The following is a 19,294-nucleotide window of genomic DNA, read 5'->3' as shown; positions in this document are numbered from 1 at the left end:
AATACGCCACCCCGCGAAACCATCATGGAAATCGGAGGTTCACCTATGGCCCGACCCAAGATCGCACTCATCGGTGCGGGACAGATCGGCGGTACGCTCGCGCATCTCGCCGCGATGAAGGAACTGGGCGACGTCGTCCTGTTCGACATCGCCGAGGGCACGCCGCAAGGCAAGGCGCTGGACATCGCGGAATCGGGCCCCTCCGAAGGGTTCGACGCCGTGCTGAAAGGCACCAACGACTATGCCGACATCGCCGGCGCCGATGTCTGCATCGTGACCGCAGGCGTACCCCGCAAGCCCGGCATGAGCCGCGACGACCTTCTGGGGATCAACCTGAAAGTCATGAAATCGGTCGGCGAAGGCATCAAGACCCACGCCCCGAACGCCTTTGTGATCTGCATCACCAACCCGCTGGACGCGATGGTCTGGGCGCTGCAACAGTTCAGCGGCCTGCCCGCCGAAAAGGTCGTCGGCATGGCCGGCGTGCTGGATTCGGCGCGCTTCCGTCACTTCCTGTCGCTGGAATTCGGCGTCTCGATGCGCGACGTCACCGCCTTTGTGCTGGGCGGCCATGGCGACACCATGGTGCCGCTGGCCCGCTATTCGACCGTTGCCGGCATTCCGCTGCCGGATCTGGTCAAGATGGGCTGGACCACGCAGGAAAAACTGGACGCGATCATCCAGCGCACCCGTGACGGCGGCGCCGAGATCGTCGGCCTGTTGAAAACCGGTTCGGCCTTTTATGCGCCGGCCACCAGCGCCATCGAAATGGCCGAGGCCTATCTCAAGGATCAAAAGCGCGTGCTGCCCTGTGCCGCATATGTGGATGGCGCCTTTGGCCTCAAGGGGCTTTATGTCGGCGTGCCGACCGTGATCGGCGCCAAGGGCATCGAAAAGGTCATCGACATCAAGATGGACAAGGACGAACAGGCGATGTTCGACAAATCCGTCGACGCCGTGAAGGGCCTGGTCGAGGCCTGCAAGCAGATCGATCCCTCGCTGGCCTGATCCTGCGATCTTTCGAACCGGGAAAACCCGCGGCAATCGCCGCGGGTTTTCTTTTTGCCATCAGACGAAGACGAAATCCGAAGCGTCCAGCAGGCCCGAGGACACGCCGGACAGGCTGATCGAGGTGCCGCCAAAGCTGATCAGCGCGCCGGATGCCGACTGGCTGATGCGCAGGTCGTCGAACCCGTCATAGGTCACGCCCTGCCAGGTGCCGGATGCGATCTGGATCCGGTCCACGCCATTCTGCCAGTCGCTGATCTGGTCCGCGCCATGGCCGACGGCAAAGATAAAGGCATCGGTCCCGGCACCGCCGGTCATGATGTCGGCCCCGACCCCGCCGGTCAGGATATCGTTGCCGTCGCCGCCGCTCAGCTGGTCATTGCCCGCGCCGCCCAACAGGTTGTCATTGCCCGCAAGCCCGACCAGACGGTCGTTGCCGGCATCGCCGTTCAGCACGTTGTTGAGGCCGGTCCCGATCAGCCGATCGCCAAAGGACGAACCCAACAGGTTCTCGATGCCCAAGAGGACATCGAGACCATGCCCACCGCCGACCGACTGTGCCGCGCTCAGCCGCAGATCGACCGTGACCCCGGACGAGGCGCCGGCATAGCTGGCCGTGTCGATGCCCGCCTGACCGTTCAGGGTGTCGTTGCCGCTCGCCCCTTGCAGGATATCGTTGCCGGTGCCGCCGAAAAGCTGGTCATTGCCCGCCATCCCGCGCAGATTGTCGTTGCCCGCGTCGCCCACAAGACGGTTGCCGGCATTGTTGCCGATGATCGCATCGCCAAAGCGCGAACCGATGACATTCTCGATCCCGGACAGGGCATCGGTGCCATGCCCGCCGCCAACGGCCTGACCCGCCGTCTGCAACAGATTGATGCGCAAACCGCCCGTCGCCGAGGCATAGCTGACCGTGTCGATGCCGTCGCCGCCATCCAGATTGTCGTTGCCGGTTTCCCCGAACAGCAGGTCGTTGCCGGCCCCGCCCGCCAACGAGTCGTCCCCGCCGCGTCCGTTGAGCGTATCGCCGCCCGCGCCGCCATTGACCGCGTCACCGCCGGCATGGCCGACGAAACGGTCGAGCCCGTCGCCCATCTGGATCCAGCTATAGCTGGTCACATTGGTGATGCCGCTCAGGTCAAAATTGTCGTTTCCGGTCGTCCCGATGATGTCATAGCCATACATCGACAGCGTCTCGGTCCCGATCACGTTCGACGCGGTCAGCAGCAGCGTCGACACCGTCACATCCCCGGTCAGCCGGATCATGTCCGCGCCATCGCCACCGTTATAGGTGTCGCGGCCGAAATCCGTGCCCTCGATATAGAACACATCGTCGCCGGTGCCGCCCACCAGGTAATCGTTGCCCGCGCCACCGATGATCGAATCCGCGCCTGCACCGCCGTTCAGCGTGTCATTGCCCGAACCGCCATTGACGGCATCGGCACCGACATGACCGACAAAGCGGTCGAGCCCGTCGCCCATCAGGATCCAGTTATAGCTGGTCACATTGGTGATGCCGCTGATGTCAAAGGCATCGTTCCCGGCCGTCCCCGCGATGTCATAGCCATACATCGACAGCGTCTCGGTCCCGTTCACGGCATTGGCCGTCAGCCGCAGGCTGGATACGGTGACATCGGCGCTTAGCCGGATAATGTCCGCCCCTTCGCCGCCAAGATAGGTGTCGGTGCCGAAATCCGTGCCGCTGATATAGAAAATATCGTCGCCGGTGCCGCCAAGCATATAGTCATTGCCCGATCCGCCGATCAGCGAGTCGTTGCCCGCACCGCCATTCAGCGTGTCATTGCCCGAACCGCCATTGACGGCATCGGCACCGACATGACCGACAAAGCGGTCGAGCCCGTCGCCCATCAGGATCCAGTTATAGCTGGTCACATTGGTGATGCCGCTGATGTCAAAGGCATCGTTCCCGGCCGTCCCCGCGATGTCATAGCCATACATCGACAGCGTCTCGGTCCCGTTCACCGCGCTGGCGGTCAGCCGCAGGCTGGATACGGTGACATCGGCGCTTAGCCGGATAATATCCGCCCCCTCGCCGCCAAGATAGGTGTCGGTGCCGAAATCCGTGCCCCCGATCAGGAAGATATCATTCCCGCTGTCACCCACCAGAAAATCGTTGCCCGCCCCGCCGATCAGGGTGTCGTTGCCGGCCCGCCCGTTCAGCGTGTCATTGCCCGATCCGCCATCGACGGCATCGGCGCCGACATGGCCGACAAAGCGGTCCGCGCCGTCGCCCATCCGGATCCAGTTATAGCTGGTCACATTGGTGACGCCGCTGATGTCAAAGGCATCGTTCCCGCCGGTTCCCGAAATGTCATAGCCATACATCGACAGCGTCTCGGTCCCGATCAGGTTGGCCGAGGTCAGCCGCAGGCTGGACACCGTGATATCCGCGTTCAGCCGGATGATGTCCGCGCCGTCGCCGCCATTATAGATGTCATAGCCGAAATCCGTGCCGCCGATCACAAAGATATCGTCGCCGGTGCCGCCGATCAGGGTGTCGTTCCCGGAAAGACCGGTAATCGTGTCATTGCCCGCCAGACCATCGATATTGTCGGCGCCGGCGGTGCCAAGCAATGTATCGTTTCCAATTGTGGGGTAATCAGCCATACGCATGCCTCGTTGACATAAATAGAGTTACGGCGCGATTTCTCGCACAAGGCCGTTAGCACAAGGCCGTTAAAAGTCAAATCCAAACTGAGGCGTTCAGGCCTGGCGGCGCAAAGCCATTCCCCGCGCGCGGGCATATGGGCGTCATATCCGGTTTTCGTACCGGCCCCAACGATCGCAAAAGCCGGAAAAATCGTGGCTTCATGCACGTCTAGCGTGCCGGAACCCCGCGAATGATCCCTTGCAACGAGGCACTGCCTTGCCATTGCCGGCTGCCGGAGAACAGCGGCGAGCGTCCCAGAATCTCGGTCGCGTCCAGCATGTCGTGATAATGCCGCGCGCCACCGAAATGCTGACCGCGCTGCGCGGTATATTCCAGCCCGGCAACGCCACGGGTGAATTTGAAATGCAAAAGCGCCGCGATGCTTTCCGACATGCGATAATTTTCACGCAGACGATGGGCGCCGACGAAATTCGTGCCGGGACGCCAACGCAAGAGCGCCACCTTGTGCATATCCAGCGCGCCCTTGAAAAAGCGCCGCGTCAACTTGCGCGCGATCTGATGACGGATCAGATCCAGACCGCGCGGCTGAACCGCTCCGCCAAGCCCCGCCACGCGGTCCAGCGCCGCCAGCGCCAGCCGGTTCATGCGCAGCCCCGGCACCCGGAACAGCCGGTCGCGCAAGCCGCCATGAACCGATAGCGGCGGCGTCGCCGCCTTGCGCCGCGCCTTGCTGGAATTGAACATGAAATGATAGCCCAAGGGTGCCGGCCCCGGCCCGTCGAACCACGGAAATGCCTGCAACAGGCTGTCCACCCCTGGACGGGGATAGAGATGCTCGGCCAGCGGCAGATCGGCATACATATCGATCATGACCGTCAGCACCGCCTCGGCGCCCTCGGCCTCAAGCGCGGCGATGTAATCGGCCAGGCTTTGGCGTTCCATTCCGGCGAATACGAAATGCTCATCCATATCGGGCAACAGGGCCCAGCGACCGGGCGCATGGCGCGCCAGCAGCTCTTGCCGCCATGCCAGCTTGTCGCGGGCATAGCTCGACCCCGCGACCGGCTGCATCAAGGTCACGTCGGGCTCGGCCGTCAGCCGCGCGCGGCTGTCATCGGTCGAGCGATCGTCCACGACGATGAAATGCGTCGGCCCCAGCGCGCGGTAATGCGCAAGAAAAGGCGCGATCAGGTTTGCCTCGTTATGGATCAGCACGATCAGGGGCAAACCATCGGCCTGTGGTGCCGGCCGGATTTCCTCAAGAAGCGACAATGGCGGCCCTTTTCGATTCTGGCGAAGAACGGGATCGCAGCTTATTGCGGATGCTGCGCCGCCGCAACGCGGCAACTTGTGATCACAGCGCCGAAATGCGTGATCACAAAACCAAGAATAGCCGCAATTTTCAGCTTTCGGCAGCGCTAACCCCTTTGAGGCAGGCGCGGGGATATGGCACAAGCCCCGCCAACCGACAACTGCGGGGAAGCATCATGAACATCCATGAATATCAGGCCAAGGCGCTGTTGCGCCAATACGGCGCGCCGGTCTCGGACGGCCGCGTGGTGATCAAGGCCGACGAGGCCAAGGCAGCGGCGGGCGAACTTGACGGCCCGCTTTGGGTCGTCAAGGCCCAGATCCATGCCGGCGGGCGCGGCAAGGGCCATTTCAAGGAAAAGGAAGCCGGTGAAAAAGGCGGCGTCCGTCTGGCGAAATCGGTCAGCGAGGCCGAAGAGCTGACCCGCCAGATGCTGGGCCGCACGCTCGTCACCCATCAGACCGGCGCCACCGGCAAACAGGTGAACCGCATCTATATCGAAGACGGCAGCGACATCGAGCGCGAGCTGTATCTGGCGCTGCTGGTCGATCGCGGCAGCTCGCGCGTCAGCTTTGTCGCCTCGACCGAGGGCGGCATGGACATCGAGGAAGTCGCGGCCCACACGCCCGAAAAGATCGTGAGCTTCAGCGTCGATCCCGCCTCGGGCCTGTCGGATTTCCACGGCCGCCGCGTCGCTTTCGCGCTGGGTCTGTCGGGCCCGCAGGTCAAGCAATGCGTCGCGCTGGTGAAAAACCTGTATCGCATGTTCATCGAAAAGGACATGGAGATGCTGGAGATCAACCCGCTGATCGTGATGAAGGACGGCAACCTCAAATGCCTCGACGCCAAGATGGGCTTCGACAATAACGCGCTTTATCGTCAGCCCGACATCATGGCGCTGCGCGACGAAACCGAGGAAGATCCCAAGGAACTGGCCGCCTCGAAGTTCGACCTGAACTATATCGCGCTGGATGGCGAGATCGGCTGCATGGTGAACGGCGCCGGCCTCGCGATGGCCACCATGGACATCATCAAGCTTTATGGCGCGGAACCGGCGAACTTTCTTGACGTCGGCGGCGGCGCCACCAAGGAAAAAGTCACCGAGGCCTTCAAGATCATCACCTCGGACCCGAACGTCAAAGGCATTCTGGTCAACATCTTTGGCGGCATCATGCGCTGCGACATCATCGCCGAAGGCATCATCGCCGCGGTGAAAGATGTCGGGCTTGCGGTTCCGCTGGTCGTGCGTCTGGAAGGCACCAATGTCGAGCTCGGCAAACAGATCATCCGCGACAGCGGGCTGAACGTGATCGCCGCCGACGACCTCAAGGACGGGGCCGAAAAGATCGTCAAGGCAGTGAAGGGCTGATGCGCGGACTGATCGCCGCCCTTGTCCTGCTGGCGTCGGCTCTGCCGTCGCTGGCGGCGCCGTCCCGTTCGGAGCTGCTGAACAAGGCAGCCGAGGGCGCGGCGGTCTGCGCGCAGTCAATGCCCGATACACAGCGGACCGGCGACGCCTTGCGGGCCAGCGGCTACGGGCTGGATGAGGCGACTGGCGACTACAGATTGTATGCAGCGCTTGGCACGCGGGTGATCGTTTTGATCACGGGCCAAAAGCCCGGCAGCAAGGGCTGCCTCATCCTTGTCAGCGGCATGACAGTGCCCGAGGCCGAAGCGCTAATCCGGCCCTGGCTGGCGGCGTCCGATGCCAAGCCCATGCAAACCCGCAGCAGGGTCGAGAAAGGCTGGTCTGGCACCCTCAAGGGTCGCCCAGTCGAACTGGGCATCTTGAAAGAAATCAACCTCCCCATCGTGCGCGGCGCCGCAATCGTCGTCCGCTCGTTAAGGTAGCAGTCATAAGGAGAGCCATCCATGGCCATTCTCGTAGACAAGAACACGAAAGTCATCACCCAGGGCATCACCGGCTCGCAGGGGACGTTCCACACCGAACAGGCCATCGCCTATGGCACCAAGATGGTCGGCGGCGTGACCCCCGGCAAGGGCGGGTCCGAGCATCTGGGCCTGCCGGTCTTCAACTCGGTCCATGAGGCCGTGGCGAAAACCGGCGCCAATGCGACCGCGATCTATGTGCCGCCGCCCTTCGCGGCCGACTCGATCCTGGAAGCCATCGACGCACAGATCCCGCTGATCGTGGCCATCACCGAGGGCATCCCGGTCCTGGACATGATGAAGGTGAAGCGCGCGCTGGAAGGCAGCAATTCGCTTTTGATCGGGCCGAACTGCCCCGGCATCATGACGCCGGACGAATGCAAGATCGGCATCATGCCCGGTTCCATCTTCCGCCGCGGCAGCGTCGGCGTGGTCAGCCGGTCCGGCACCCTGACCTATGAGGCGGTCAAGCAGACCTCGGATGTGGGTCTGGGCCAGTCCTCGGCCGTCGGCATCGGCGGCGACCCGATCAAGGGGATGGAACATATCGACGTGCTGCGCATGTTCCTTGACGATGACGAAACCACCTCGATCATCATGATCGGCGAAATCGGCGGTTCCGCCGAGGAAGAGGCCGCCGAATTCCTGGCCGAGCAAAAGAAAAAGGGCAAATGGAAGCCCACCGCCGGCTTTATCGCCGGGCGCACCGCCCCCCCCGGCCGCCGCATGGGCCATGCCGGCGCCATCGTCTCGGGCGGCAAGGGCGACGCGGAATCCAAGATCGAAGCCATGAAATCGGCCGGCATCATCGTGGCCGACAGCCCCGCAGGCCTTGGCGAAGCGGTGCTGAAGGCGATCGGCCGGTAACGTTTTCGCAAGCTTTTTGACTTAGGAGCGGCCCCTGCCTACCTTTACGGGGCCGCGCCAAAACCATCACATCAGGTGCCAGATTGGATCGCCGCCGCAACCAGAGCCCGTCCCATCCCGCCGTGGCAGCCCCCTGCCCCAGCCGGGTCGGCTTGCAGCCTGCGATCTGCCGGGACAGGTGGGGGTGGGCATGAACTGCATCGACCAGTCCAGCGCAGAGGATCTGATGGCGCAGGCCACGGTGCCGGGCGCTGCGCCCGCACGGGATTGGGCGCTCTGCGTCTCGACCTATAACCGGGGTCGGATGCTGGCCGATTGCGTGCGCCACGCGCTGGCCTCGACCCTGCCGCCGGCCGAGATCGTCATCGTCGATGCCAGCGACGACTGGCAGGACAGCCGCGACCGGATCGCGGCGATGATGGCGGCGTCCGGGCTGAACTGTCCGCTGCTTTACGAACCCGCCCGGCGCAGATCGCTGACCGTGCAGCGCAATCAATGCGTGGCCATGGCGCATGCCGATATCCTGTTCATGATCGACGATGACGCCATGCTGCATCCCGGCACGGCGGCCCGGATCATGGGCTTTTACCGCGACGACCCCACGGGGCGGATCGCCGCCATCTCGTGCCGCAATATGGCCCTGCAAACGGCGCCGGAAACCGCAGACGACATCGCGCCCGAAGCGCGCAAACAGACCAACCGCGCCGGCAATCTGATCCAGAACCGTCATCGCGGGGTTCAGCGCGGCATCGATTTCGCCCTGCGCCACGGCCTGATGATCCCGGCCGACCAGCGTTTCGTGACCTATGACCGGCCCGAAAGGCGCTGGCATGGCGAGGCCACCCTGCCCCAGGGGATGCTGCCGACGCAGTTCATCACCGGCTTTGCCCTGACCCTGCGCCGTGACGTGGCGCTGCGCGAACCCTTTGACGAGGGGCTCGTCGGCTCGTGCATGGCCGAGGATCTGGACGCCAGCTATCGCTTTGGCCGGCACGGGCTTCTGGCCATCGCGCCCGATGCCGGGATCGACCATGTCGAGGCGGCTGCGGCGCGCAACAAACGCCAGCTCAGCACCGCGCTGGCGATCCTGAATGTCGGCTATTTCGTCCGCCGCAATTCGGATCGTCAGCCCCGCGACCTGCTACGGTTCGGGCTGTGGTATCTGCGCATGCTGGCGGCCGAGTTTCCCAAGGATATCGCCGGGCGGCGCTGGGATCTGCCGCAGGTGCGCGGCGCGCTGATGGCGGGGCGCCGCCTGCCGGCGCTGTTGCGGATTCCGCGCGCGGAACTGCGGGACAGGTATCCGAATTTTCAGACAGAGCTGATGACCGGAACAGGACCCGGTCATGACCTAAACAACACCACCGCCTGACATCACGGCGCGAACGGACAGAATTTCCCCGGAGGCAATCCAATGAACGATCAATCCCCCAACTCGGCCTTCCACGACTCGAGCTTTCTGCAAGGTCACAATGCCGGCTATGTCGAACAGCTTTACGGTCAGTGGGCACAGGACCCGAATGCCGTCGACGCGGCCTGGGACGCGTTTTTCCGCAGCCTCGGCGATGAGGAAACCACCGTCACCCGCGAGGCCAAGGGGGCCAGCTGGCAGCGCGGCGACTGGCCGCCGGTGCCCTCGGACGACAACACCGCCGCACTGACCGGCGAATGGCCGCAAAGCAGCAAGGCCGAGGCCAAGGCAGCCCTCGACAAGATCGCCGGCAAGGCCGCCGAAAAGGGCCTCAGCCTGACCGATGAACAGCTGAAACGGGCCGTGCTGGACAGCATCCGCGCCATCATGCTGATCCGCGCCTTCCGCATCCGGGGCCATCTGCACGCCGATCTGGACCCGCTGCGCCTGCGCGAGGTGCCCGATGACGGCGAGCTGGATCCCGCGACCTATGGCTTTACCGCCGCCGATCTGGACCGGCCGATCTTTATCGACAATGTGCTGGGCCTTCAGATCGCCTCGATCCGTCAGATCGTCGATCTGATGACGCGCACCTATTGCGGCACCTTCGCGCTGCAATTCATGCATATCTCGGACCCCGAACAGGCCGCATGGCTGAAAGAGCGGATCGAGGGTTACGGCAAGGAAATCGCCTTTACCCGCGAAGGGCGCCGCGCCATCCTCAACAAGCTGGTCGAGGCCGAGGGCTTTGAAAAGTTCCTGCATGTCAAATACATGGGCACCAAGCGTTTCGGCCTTGACGGCGGCGAGGCGCTGATCCCCGCGATGGAACAGATCATCAAGCGCGGCGGCGCGCTTGGCGTCAAGGAGGTGGTGATCGGCATGCCCCACCGGGGCCGCCTGTCGGTCCTGGCCAATGTGCTGAGCAAACCCTTCCGCGCGATCTTTCACGAATTCCAGGGCGGCAGCTACAAGCCCGAGGATGTCGACGGCTCGGGCGACGTGAAATATCACCTCGGCGCCAGCTCGGACCGCACCTTTGACGACAATACCGTGCACCTGTCGCTGACCGCGAACCCCAGCCACCTTGAAGCGGTCGATCCGGTGGTGCTGGGCAAGGCCCGCGCCAAGCAGGATCAGCTGTCGGATCAGGCGACCCGCACCGCCGTGCTGCCGATCCTTTTGCATGGCGACGCGGCATTCGCCGGTCAGGGCATCGTCGCGGAATGCTTCCAGCTTTCGGGTATTCGCGGCCACCGCACCGGCGGCACCATCCATATCGTGGTAAACAACCAGATCGGTTTCACCACCGCGCCGCATTTCAGCCGGACCTCGCCCTATTGCACCGATATCGCGCTGATGGTCGAGGCGCCGATTTTCCACGTCAATGGCGACGACCCGGAAGCCGTGGTCCACGCCGCCAAGGTGGCGACCGAATTCCGGCAGAAATTCCACAAGGACGTGGTTCTGGACATTATCTGTTATCGCCGCTTCGGCCATAACGAAGGCGATGAGCCGATGTTCACCAACCCGGCGATGTACAAGCAGATCAAGGGTCACAAGACCACCTTGCAGCTTTACACCGACCGTCTGGTCGCCGACGGGCTGGTCCCCGAGGGCGAGATTGAGGAAATGAAGGCCGCCTTCCAGTCGCATCTGAACGACGAGTTCGAGGTCGGCAAGAACTTCAAGCCGAACAAGGCCGACTGGCTGGACGGCAAATGGTCCGGCCTTGCCGCCGAGGGCGAGGAATACAGCGCCGGCCAGACCGGCATCGCCCCCGCGACCATGGCCGAAATCGGCACCGCGCTGACCCGCGCGCCCGATGGTTTCGACATGCACAAGACCGTCGGCCGCCTGATCGACGCCAAGAAAAAGATGTTCGAGACGGGTCAGGGCTTCGACTGGGCCACCGGCGAGGCGCTGGCCTTCGGCTCGCTTCTGGTCGAGGGGCATCCGGTGCGCCTGTCGGGTCAGGATTCGACCCGCGGCACCTTCAGCCAGCGCCATTCCGCCTTTGTCGATCAGACCACCGAGGAACGCTATTACCCCCTGAACCACATCCGTGGCGGTCAGGCGCGTTACGAGGTCATCGATTCGATGCTGTCGGAATATGCGGTTCTGGGTTTCGAATACGGCTATTCGCTGGCCGAGCCGAACACCCTGACCCTGTGGGAGGCCCAGTTCGGCGATTTCGCCAACGGCGCTCAGATCATGTTCGACCAGTTCATCACCTCGGGTGAAAAGAAATGGCTGCGCATGTCGGGCCTCGTCATGCTGATGCCGCATGGCTACGAGGGACAGGGTCCCGAACACAGCTCGGCCCGGCTTGAGCGCTGGTTGCAGATGTGCGCGGAAGACAACTGGATCGTCGCCAACTGCACCACGCCGGCGAACTATTTCCACATCCTGCGCCGTCAGCTGAACCGTCCGTTCCGCAAGCCGCTGGTGCTGATGACGCCGAAATCGCTGTTGCGCCACCCGCAGGCGGTGTCGCGCGCCGAGGAATTCCAGACCGGCTCCAGCTTCCACCGGGTGCTGTGGGACGATGCAGACAATCCCAACGGCGTTTCGGATCTGAAACTGGTCGCGGATGACAAGATCCGCCGCGTGGTGATCTGTTCGGGCAAGGTCTATTACGACCTTCTGGCCGCGCGCGACGCCGCCGGGGCCAAGGATGTCTATATCCTGCGTCTGGAACAGTTCTATCCGTTCCCGGCCCAGTCGCTCAGCAAGGAACTGGGCCGCTTCAAGGATGCGGAAATCGTCTGGTGCCAGGAAGAGCCCAAGAACCAGGGCGCCTGGAGCTTTGTCGAGCCGAATCTGGAATGGGTGCTGTCGCGCATCAACGCCAAGCATACGCGCCCGCGCTATGTCGGACGCAATGCCGCCGCCTCGCCGGCGACCGGCCTCGCCTCGCGCCACAAGGCCGAGCAAGAGGCTTTGGTCGGCGAAGCCATCACCATCGAGGGCTGAGCATGGCCGTCGAGGTCCGCGTTCCCGCTTTGGGTGAGTCCGTCTCGGAGGCGACGGTGGCGACCTGGTTCAAGAAACCGGGCGACCGCGTCGCCGTCGACGAGATGCTCTGCGAGCTGGAAACCGACAAGGTCACGGTCGAGGTCCCCTCGCCCGTGGCCGGCAAGCTGGCCGAGATCGTCGCCCCCGAAGGCACGGTGGTCGCCCCCAATGCCCTGCTGGCCCAGATCGCCGATATCGGCGATGCGGGCCCCGAAGAAATGTTACCGAAAGCTGAAACTGGAACGAAACCCCAGGAAGGACAAAAGAAGATGAGCGGAAAATCCGTCGATGTTATGGTGCCCACCCTGGGCGAAAGCGTGACCGAAGCGACGGTCGCCACCTGGTTCAAGAAGGTCGGCGATACCGTCGCGCAGGACGAGATGCTGTGCGAGCTGGAAACCGACAAGGTCTCGGTCGAGGTGCCCAGCCCCGCCGCCGGCGTGCTGGCCGAAATCCTGGCCCCCGAAGGCGCGACGGTCGAGGCCAGCGCCCGTCTGGCCGTGATCACCGAAGGCGCGGCCGGTGCGGCCCCCGCCCCCGCTGCGGCCCCCGCCCCTGCTGCGGCACCGGCCGCCCCCGCCGCCGCAGCGGCCGGCAAGGATGTCGAGGATGCCCCTTCGGCCAAGAAAGCCATGGCCGAGGCCGGCGTTTCGCGTGATGCCGTCACCGGCACCGGCCGCGATGGCCGCGTGATGAAAGAGGATGTCGCCCGCGCAGGCAGCGCCCCCGCCGCCCCGGTGGCCGCGGCCCCCGCACCCGCGCCGGCTCAGGCGCCGCGTTCGCCCAGCTCGGCCGAGGACGCCGCCCGCGAAGAGCGCGTCAAGATGACCCGCCTGCGCGCCACCATCGCCCGCCGGCTCAAGGACGCGCAGAACACCGCCGCCATGCTGACCACCTATAACGAGGTGGACATGAAGGCGATCATGGACCTGCGCAACACCTACAAGGACCAGTTCGAGAAAAAGCACAAGGTCAAGCTGGGCTTCATGTCCTTCTTCGTGAAGGCCTGTACCCACGCCCTGAAAGAGGTCCCCGAGGTCAATGCCGAAATCGACGGCGGCGATGTGGTCTACAAGAACTTTGTCCATATGGGCGTTGCCGTCGGCACCCCGAACGGTCTGGTGGTTCCGGTCGTGCGCGATGCCGACCAGAAAAGCTTTGCCCAGATCGAAAAGGAAATCGCCGAGCTGGGCCTGCGCGCCCGCGACGGCAAGCTGACCATGGCGGAAATGCAGGGCGGCACCTTCACCATCTCGAACGGTGGCGTCTATGGCTCGCTGATGTCCTCGCCGATCCTGAACCCGCCGCAATCGGGTATCCTTGGCATGCACAAGATCCAGGACCGCCCGGTGGTGGTGAACGGCGAAATCGTCATCCGCCCGATGATGTATCTGGCGCTGAGCTATGACCACCGCATCGTCGACGGCAAAGGCGCCGTGACCTTCCTCGTGCGCGTCAAAGAGGCGCTGGAAGATCCCCGCCGGCTGTTGATGGATTTGTAAGAAATAGCCGCGATAAAGGTTCTGGCCGCTCGCCCGTGCTTGGGCAGGCGGCCAGAACCTGAAACTACGACCATAACGAAAGAACCTGATGCACCGTTTTCTGACTGTCCTGCCATTCTTTGTGCTGTTGAGCGCCTGTACGCCGCAGCTGGAAATCACCAAACCGCCAGTGGCCTATAAAACCCTCAAGTCATTTCCGCCCAACGCCTATCGGGGTGACGCAAAGACGACGGTGCGCACCAAGGTGAAAACCAAAGACGGCAGCCGCGAACTGGCCGGTGCAAGCTGTTCGCTGACCACGCCCTATTCGGAATCGCAGTTCCAGACGCCCGCCTACGTGATGACGCCCAACCTTGGCCCATCAACGCCAACGGCGAATCTCATTTGCAAAAATGGCGAACGCTCGGTGCAAAAGAACCTCGTAGCCACCAATATCTCGCTGAACGAAAGATCGCAAAACGCCCGCAATTCGGGTGCAGGGGCCGGTATCATCGGCGCGGTCGTCAGCGGGATCGCCGCCGGGATCAACGAAGGCCGGGGCGACCAGCCGACGGATGTCCATGGCTATCATGACATCAGGGTTGATATGGGTGATGCAGGGCCTTCGGCCGCCAAGTGATCCGCCCCGACTGCCGGTGCAGCGTTTCGCCAACAGGCGAAACCCCGCTGATCCGGCCCGCCACAGATTGGGTGGTGGGGGTCCGCCCCACCACCACACCCATTCCACCCGCCGCCCGCAAGTGGTGTACAGCTCAGGTTCACCGGGTATAGGCTCGCAACAATCCGACCCCCGGCATCCGCCGGAAAATCCACCCCTTCGCCCGCGATGTCGCGCAAGGCCCCGAGGTTTTCATGACCCAACGCTTCTGGATCGGTGTCGTTTCCCGCGAGCACGTTCTGATCGGTGCCACCGGCGGGTTCGCCATGCTGAATCACGGCAAGCTTGCGCCGCTCAGGCGCCTGACACCCGGCGACGGGCTGATCTATTACTCGCCGAAAACCGCCTGGCCCGATGGCGCGGCCCTGAAGGCCTTTACCGCCATCGGCACGGTGCGCGACGCGGCCCCCTATCCGGCGGAAATGCGTCCGGGCATGCTGGGCTATCGGCGCGATATCGACTGGCTCCCGGCGGCCGAAACCCCTATCTCTTTAGTGATCGACAGGCTGGAGTTCGCGCGCGGGAACTGGGGCATGCTCGCCCGCCGCGGATTGTTCGAAATTTCCGATGCGGATTTCCAGACGATCCGCACGGCCATGGTGCAGGAGTAAATGTCATGACCCAGATGATCGCCCATTACCAGATCGCCGACTATGCCCAATTCAAGGCCGCCTTCGATGCCGATGCCGAGGATCGCGGCAATAACGGCCTGTCGCTGCTGCAATTGTGGCGTGAGGATGGCGGCAGCGCCTGGGCGCTTTACGCCATTGGCGATGCCAAGGCGGCGCGCGACTATCTGGACGGCGCGGCGGGGGTCTTTAACAGCCAGGCGGGCGTGCGTTCGGCCAGCTTCCATTTCGTCGAGACCGCCTGACATGGCGGCCGAGACGACCGCGCTGGCGCTTGCCGCGCTTTTGCAGGCGATACAGATCGGCCTTGCGGCGGCGGTGATGAACAGCGATGTCGGCGCGAAATGGAATGCCGGCCCGCGCGACACCCAGCCGGAATTCTCGGCCCTGACCGGGCGGATGCGACGCGCGGTCAACAACCATTTCGAAGGGCTGATCCTGTTCACCATCGCGGTCGTCACGGTCGTTCTGGGGGATGCGGGATCGCCGCTGACGGTGCTCTGTGCCTGGACCTATCTGGCGGCGCGCGTCGCCTATGTCCCGGCCTATGCCTTTGGCTGGACGCCCTGGCGTTCGATCATCTGGGGCGTGGGCTTTCTGGCCACGCTGACCATGATCGTGGCGGGATTGCTGTGATGCGCGCCCCGCCCGCCGGCCATGGCACCCCGTCACGAAAGGGTTTGACAGCCGTCGGCGCCGGGCACAGACAGCCGCCCGACACCATCGCGATGCGCCCCCATGCAACCCAAACCGTGGTACCCTGCCACGCGACTTTCTGAACAAGGACAAGAACAATGCCCACCTATGATCTGATCGTGATCGGCGCCGGTCCCGGCGGTTATGTCTGCGCGATCCGCGCCGCCCAGCTGGGGCTGAAGGTCGCCTGCGTCGAGGGCCGCGATACACTGGGCGGGACCTGCCTGAACGTGGGGTGCATCCCCTCGAAGGCGCTGCTGCATGCCAGCCACATGCTGCATGAAACCCATGAGAATTTCGCCAAGATGGGCCTGATGGACGCGCATGTGAACGTCGATTGGACCCGGATGCAGGGGTATAAGGCCGATACCGTCGGCACCAATACCAAGGGCATCGAATTCCTGTTCAAGAAGAACAAGATCGACTGGATCAAGGGCTGGGCCGAGATCGAGGCCCCCGGCAAGGTGCGCGTCGGCGACACCACCTATGAGACCAAGAACATCGTCATCGCCAGCGGCTCGGAACCCTCCAGCCTGAAGGGCGTGACGGTGGATAACGAGGGCGGCGTGGTCGTCGATTCGACCGGCGCGCTGGCGCTGCCGGGGATCCCGAAATCCATGGTCGTGATCGGCGCCGGCGTGATCGGGCTTGAGCTCGGGTCCGTCTATGCGCGCCTTGGCGCCGAGGTGACGGTGGTCGAATTCCTTGACGTCATCACCCCCGGCATGGACGGCGAGGTGCAAAAGCAGTTCCAGAGGATCCTGGCCAAGCAGGGGCTGAAATTCGTCCTTGGCGCCGCCGTGTCCGGCGTGACGGTGGAAAACGGCACCGCGAAGGTCGCCTATACCCTGCGCAAGGATAACAGCGAACACAGCATCGAGGCCGCGACGGTGCTGGTCGCCACCGGCCGCCGTCCCTATGTCACGGGTCTGGGGCTGGACAAGCTGGGCGTCGAGATGACCGATCGCGGCTTCGTCAAGGTCGATCCCCATTGGCAGACCAGCCTGCCCGGCATCTATGCCATCGGCGACGCAGTGCCCGGCCCGATGCTGGCCCACAAGGCCGAGGATGAGGGCATGGCGGTGGCCGAGGTCATCGCCGGCAAGCATGGCCATGTGAATTACGGTGTCATCCCCGGCGTGATCTATACCACCCCCGAGGTCGCCTCCGTCGGCATGACCGAAGAGATGGCCAAGGAATCGGGCCGCAAGATCAAGGTGGGCAAGTTCCCCTTTATGGGCAATGCCCGCGCGAAAGCGCTGTTTCAGGCCGACGGTTTCGTCAAGATGATCGCGGATGCGGATACAGACCGGGTTCTGGGCTGTCATATCATCGGCCCGAATGCGGGCGAGATGATCCACGAGGTTTGCGTGGCGATGGAATTCGGCGCCTCGGCGCAGGATATCGCGCTGACCTGTCACGCCCATCCGACCTGTTCGGAAGCCGTGCGCGAGGCGGCGCTGGCGCTGGGTGACGGCGCGATTCACGTCTGATCGGGGCGAAACCGGCGCCGGATCGCGCCGGATCCGCCGATCTTGGGCGGGATTCCACCGAAACCCGCGCCGCAATGCGGCAAGATCTTGCCTATGGGCCGTCCCTCACCGGGCGGCCCTTTCTTTTGATTTCCCCGGACGCCCCCGCTGCGGCTATTGCGATGGCAATGACAAAACGAGGGCAGTCATGAAATCCTTGATCGGTATGCTGGTGCTGGGTGGCGTTCTTGCCGTCAGCGCCTGCGGCGACAACCGGGTCGATCCCGACCGCCGCTATCTGGTCGAACCCCGGGCCTCGGCCTCGCAGATGGCCGGGCTTTATCCGAACGAAACGCCGGCGCTGCGCAAGCTGATCATTCAATCGGCCAGAGAGAACGAAGTGCCGGTCGAGCTGGTTCAGCGCATCATCGTGCGCGAATCCACCCATCGCCCCGGCGCCCGCAACGGCCCCTATTACGGGCTGATGCAGATCCTGCCGGCGACCGCGCGCGGCATGGGCTATCAGGGCAGCCCCCAGGGCCTGCTGGATGCCGAGACGAACCTGAAATATGCGGTGAAATACCTGCGCGGCGCCTATATGGTCGCCGACGGCAATCAGGACGCCGCCGTGAAATGGTATTCGCGCGGCTATTACTACGAGGCCAAGAAAAAAGGGCTGCTTCAAGCCACCGGCCTGCGCTAAGCACAACAGGGACAGTGAATGCAAAAGGGCGGCCCTCGGGTCGCCCTTTTCACGTCACGGCTTGCGCATATAGCGGATAAAGGGCGTGCGCTGCGCCACCCGGTCGTAAAGCATGCGCCCGGGGTAATTGTCCTCGGCCGTCAGCCAATAGACATTGGGCACGCCCGCACGGTCGGCCGCGTCATAGACCCCCTGAATCAGGGCGCGGGCCACGCCACGGCCGCGCGCCTCGGCGGCGGTATAGAGGTCCTGCAAATAACAGACCCCCTCGTCACGCCACAGATTCGGGTGAAAGACGTAATGCGTCAGCCCCAGAAGCCGGCCGCCATCGTCATGGACCAGCCCGTGAAAATCGCGCGCATCCCGCGCCATCAGCCGCGCGAAGGCCTTGTCGTAAAAGGCCGCGGCGCGGTCGCCATAGCCGTAAAATTCCTGATAGCCCCGATAGAGCCGCTGCCAGCCCTCGCGGTCGCTTTCGCGCAATTCCCGGATCATGTCCCCTCCGTCTAACCTTGGCGCCGGGCCATGAAGGCCAGCCGCTCGAACATGGCCACATCCTGTTCGTTCTTGATCAACGCGCCATGCAGGCGCGGCAGCATCTCGCCCGCCGGACGCTTCAGATCCTCGGGCGAAAGATCCTCGGCGAGGATCAGCTTGAGCCAGTCCAGAAGCTCGCTGGTCGAGGGCTTTTTCTTCAGCCCCCGCACCTCGCGCAGTTCAAAGAACTGGCTCAGTGCCTCGTCCAGAAGGCGCGGCTTCAGGCCGGGATAATGCACGTCGACGATGCGCTTGAGCACCTCGGCATCCGGGAACCGGATATAGTGAAAGAAACAGCGGCGCAGAAACGCGTCGGGCAGTTCCTTTTCATTGTTCGAGGTGATGACCACCACCGGACGATGGCGGGCCCGAATCGTTTCGCCGGTCTCGTAGACGTGGAACTCCATCCGGTCGAGTTCCTGCAAAAGGTCATTGGGGAATTCGATATCGGCCTTGTCGATCTCGTCGATCAACAGCACCACCCTGGCCTCGGCCTCGAAGGCCTGCCACAGCTTGCCCTTGCGGATGTAATTGCCGATGTCATGGACGCGCGCCTCGCCCAGCTGGCTGTCGCGCAGGCGCGAGACCGCATCGTATTCGTAAAGCCCCTGCTGCGCGCGGGTGGTTGATTTCACGTTCCATTCCAGCATCGGCAGGCCAAGACTGGCGGCGACCTGGCGCGCCAGTTCGGTCTTGCCGGTGCCCGGTTCGCCCTTGACCAGCAGCGGACGTTCCAGCGTGATCGCGGCGTTGACCGCCACCGCAAGATCGGGCGGCGCGACATAGGTTTCGGTCGATGAAAAACGCATCCGCCCATCCCTTTGGCAATTCCCGTGAAATTAGCCAGCGCCCCCCTGATGCGCAAGCCGGGCGCAAACTTGGCGGAATGGGCTAGTGACAATCGCGCGGGCATCGCTTAAAGGGGCCGCAAGGATCGGGATACAGGCACCCGGCTCCCG

The 19,294-nt window shown here is 63.7% G+C and carries 17 protein-coding genes; 13 read left to right on the top strand and 4 right to left on the bottom strand.

Translation table 11 applies throughout. The annotated features are described in order from the left end of the window. Nucleotides 1–45 precede the first annotated feature (45 nt). Entirely contained in the window at nt 46–1,008 is a 963-nt protein-coding gene (mdh, locus tag ACFOMH_RS03680; protein ID WP_374422526.1) for a malate dehydrogenase, read from the top strand. A 60-nt stretch (nt 1,009–1,068) separates the two neighbouring features. Here the strand turns inward: mdh and ACFOMH_RS03675 are convergent, their stop codons facing one another. Next, the gene (locus tag ACFOMH_RS03675) at nt 1,069–3,636 is read right to left on the bottom strand and encodes a beta strand repeat-containing protein (protein WP_377742686.1); all 2,568 of its coding nucleotides are present in this window, start codon (nt 3,634–3,636) and stop codon (nt 1,069–1,071) included. Between the two features lie 211 nt (nt 3,637–3,847). Next, nucleotides 3,848–4,912, bottom strand: coding sequence for a glycosyltransferase family 2 protein (locus ACFOMH_RS03670; protein ID WP_377742684.1), 1,065 nt, complete (start codon nt 4,910–4,912; stop codon nt 3,848–3,850). A gap of 215 nt (nt 4,913–5,127) precedes the next feature. Here ACFOMH_RS03670 and sucC point away from each other — a divergent pair, with 215 nt between their 5' ends. The 12 genes from sucC (at nt 5,128) to ACFOMH_RS03610 (ending at nt 17,798) form a co-directional block, all read left to right on the top strand. Beyond that, nucleotides 5,128–6,321: an ADP-forming succinate--CoA ligase subunit beta gene (gene sucC / locus ACFOMH_RS03665; protein WP_377742683.1), complete on the top strand. Its 1,194-nt coding sequence runs from the start codon at nt 5,128–5,130 to the stop codon at nt 6,319–6,321. After that, nucleotides 6,321–6,803: a hypothetical protein gene (locus tag ACFOMH_RS03660; RefSeq protein WP_377742681.1), complete on the top strand. Its 483-nt coding sequence runs from the start codon at nt 6,321–6,323 to the stop codon at nt 6,801–6,803. Before sucC ends, ACFOMH_RS03660 begins: the two co-directional genes overlap by 1 nt. A gap of 21 nt (nt 6,804–6,824) precedes the next feature. Then, nucleotides 6,825–7,709, top strand: a complete 885-nt coding sequence (gene sucD, locus ACFOMH_RS03655; RefSeq protein WP_377742679.1) for a succinate--CoA ligase subunit alpha — start codon at nt 6,825–6,827, stop codon at nt 7,707–7,709. 190 nt (nt 7,710–7,899) lie between these two features. Beyond that, nucleotides 7,900–9,081 carry a glycosyltransferase family 2 protein gene (locus ACFOMH_RS03650; RefSeq protein WP_377742678.1) on the top strand — a complete coding sequence of 394 codons (1,182 nt, stop codon included), beginning with the start codon at nt 7,900–7,902 and terminating at the stop codon, nt 9,079–9,081. 42 nt (nt 9,082–9,123) lie between these two features. Further along, a complete protein-coding gene (locus ACFOMH_RS03645) occupies nt 9,124–12,096 on the top strand; it encodes a 2-oxoglutarate dehydrogenase E1 component (RefSeq protein WP_374422515.1) in 2,973 nt (990 codons plus the stop codon). A 2-nt stretch (nt 12,097–12,098) separates the two neighbouring features. Continuing rightward, the gene (gene odhB / locus ACFOMH_RS03640; RefSeq protein WP_377742677.1) at nt 12,099–13,640 is read left to right on the top strand and encodes a 2-oxoglutarate dehydrogenase complex dihydrolipoyllysine-residue succinyltransferase; all 1,542 of its coding nucleotides are present in this window, start codon (nt 12,099–12,101) and stop codon (nt 13,638–13,640) included. An 88-nt stretch (nt 13,641–13,728) separates the two neighbouring features. After that, nucleotides 13,729–14,259, top strand: coding sequence for a hypothetical protein (locus ACFOMH_RS03635; protein ID WP_377742676.1), 531 nt, complete (start codon nt 13,729–13,731; stop codon nt 14,257–14,259). A 233-nt stretch (nt 14,260–14,492) separates the two neighbouring features. Then, complete coding sequence (locus tag ACFOMH_RS03630) at nt 14,493–14,909, top strand: EVE domain-containing protein (RefSeq protein ID WP_377742675.1); 417 nt, start codon at nt 14,493–14,495, stop codon at nt 14,907–14,909. A gap of 5 nt (nt 14,910–14,914) precedes the next feature. After that, nucleotides 14,915–15,172, top strand: a complete 258-nt coding sequence (locus tag ACFOMH_RS03625; protein ID WP_377742674.1) for a hypothetical protein — start codon at nt 14,915–14,917, stop codon at nt 15,170–15,172. 1 nt (nt 15,173) lies between these two features. Then, nucleotides 15,174–15,563, top strand: coding sequence for an MAPEG family protein (locus ACFOMH_RS03620; RefSeq protein ID WP_374422508.1), 390 nt, complete (start codon nt 15,174–15,176; stop codon nt 15,561–15,563). A 158-nt stretch (nt 15,564–15,721) separates the two neighbouring features. Continuing rightward, on the top strand, nt 15,722–17,116 hold the full coding sequence (lpdA, locus tag ACFOMH_RS03615) for a dihydrolipoyl dehydrogenase (RefSeq protein WP_377742672.1): 1,395 nt from the start codon (nt 15,722–15,724) through the stop codon (nt 17,114–17,116). A 187-nt stretch (nt 17,117–17,303) separates the two neighbouring features. Beyond that, nucleotides 17,304–17,798, top strand: a complete 495-nt coding sequence (locus tag ACFOMH_RS03610; RefSeq protein ID WP_374422505.1) for a transglycosylase SLT domain-containing protein — start codon at nt 17,304–17,306, stop codon at nt 17,796–17,798. A gap of 54 nt (nt 17,799–17,852) precedes the next feature. Here ACFOMH_RS03610 and ACFOMH_RS03605 read toward each other — a convergent pair whose 3' ends face one another. Both ACFOMH_RS03605 and ACFOMH_RS03600 read right to left on the bottom strand, forming a co-directional pair. After that, nucleotides 17,853–18,293, bottom strand: a complete 441-nt coding sequence (locus tag ACFOMH_RS03605) for a GNAT family N-acetyltransferase (RefSeq protein ID WP_377742670.1) — start codon at nt 18,291–18,293, stop codon at nt 17,853–17,855. Between the two features lie 11 nt (nt 18,294–18,304). After that, nucleotides 18,305–19,144 (bottom strand): AAA family ATPase, encoded by an 840-nt coding sequence (locus tag ACFOMH_RS03600; RefSeq protein ID WP_377742668.1) that lies wholly within the window; start codon nt 19,142–19,144, stop codon nt 18,305–18,307. Nucleotides 19,145–19,294: the final 150 nt, after the last annotated feature.

This window comes from Paracoccus mangrovi (genome assembly GCF_042648425.1).
Lineage (GTDB): Bacteria > Pseudomonadota > Alphaproteobacteria > Rhodobacterales > Rhodobacteraceae > Paracoccus > Paracoccus mangrovi.
Note: the sequence above shows the minus strand (reverse complement) of the source record. Positions and strands in the feature narration are given on the sequence as shown.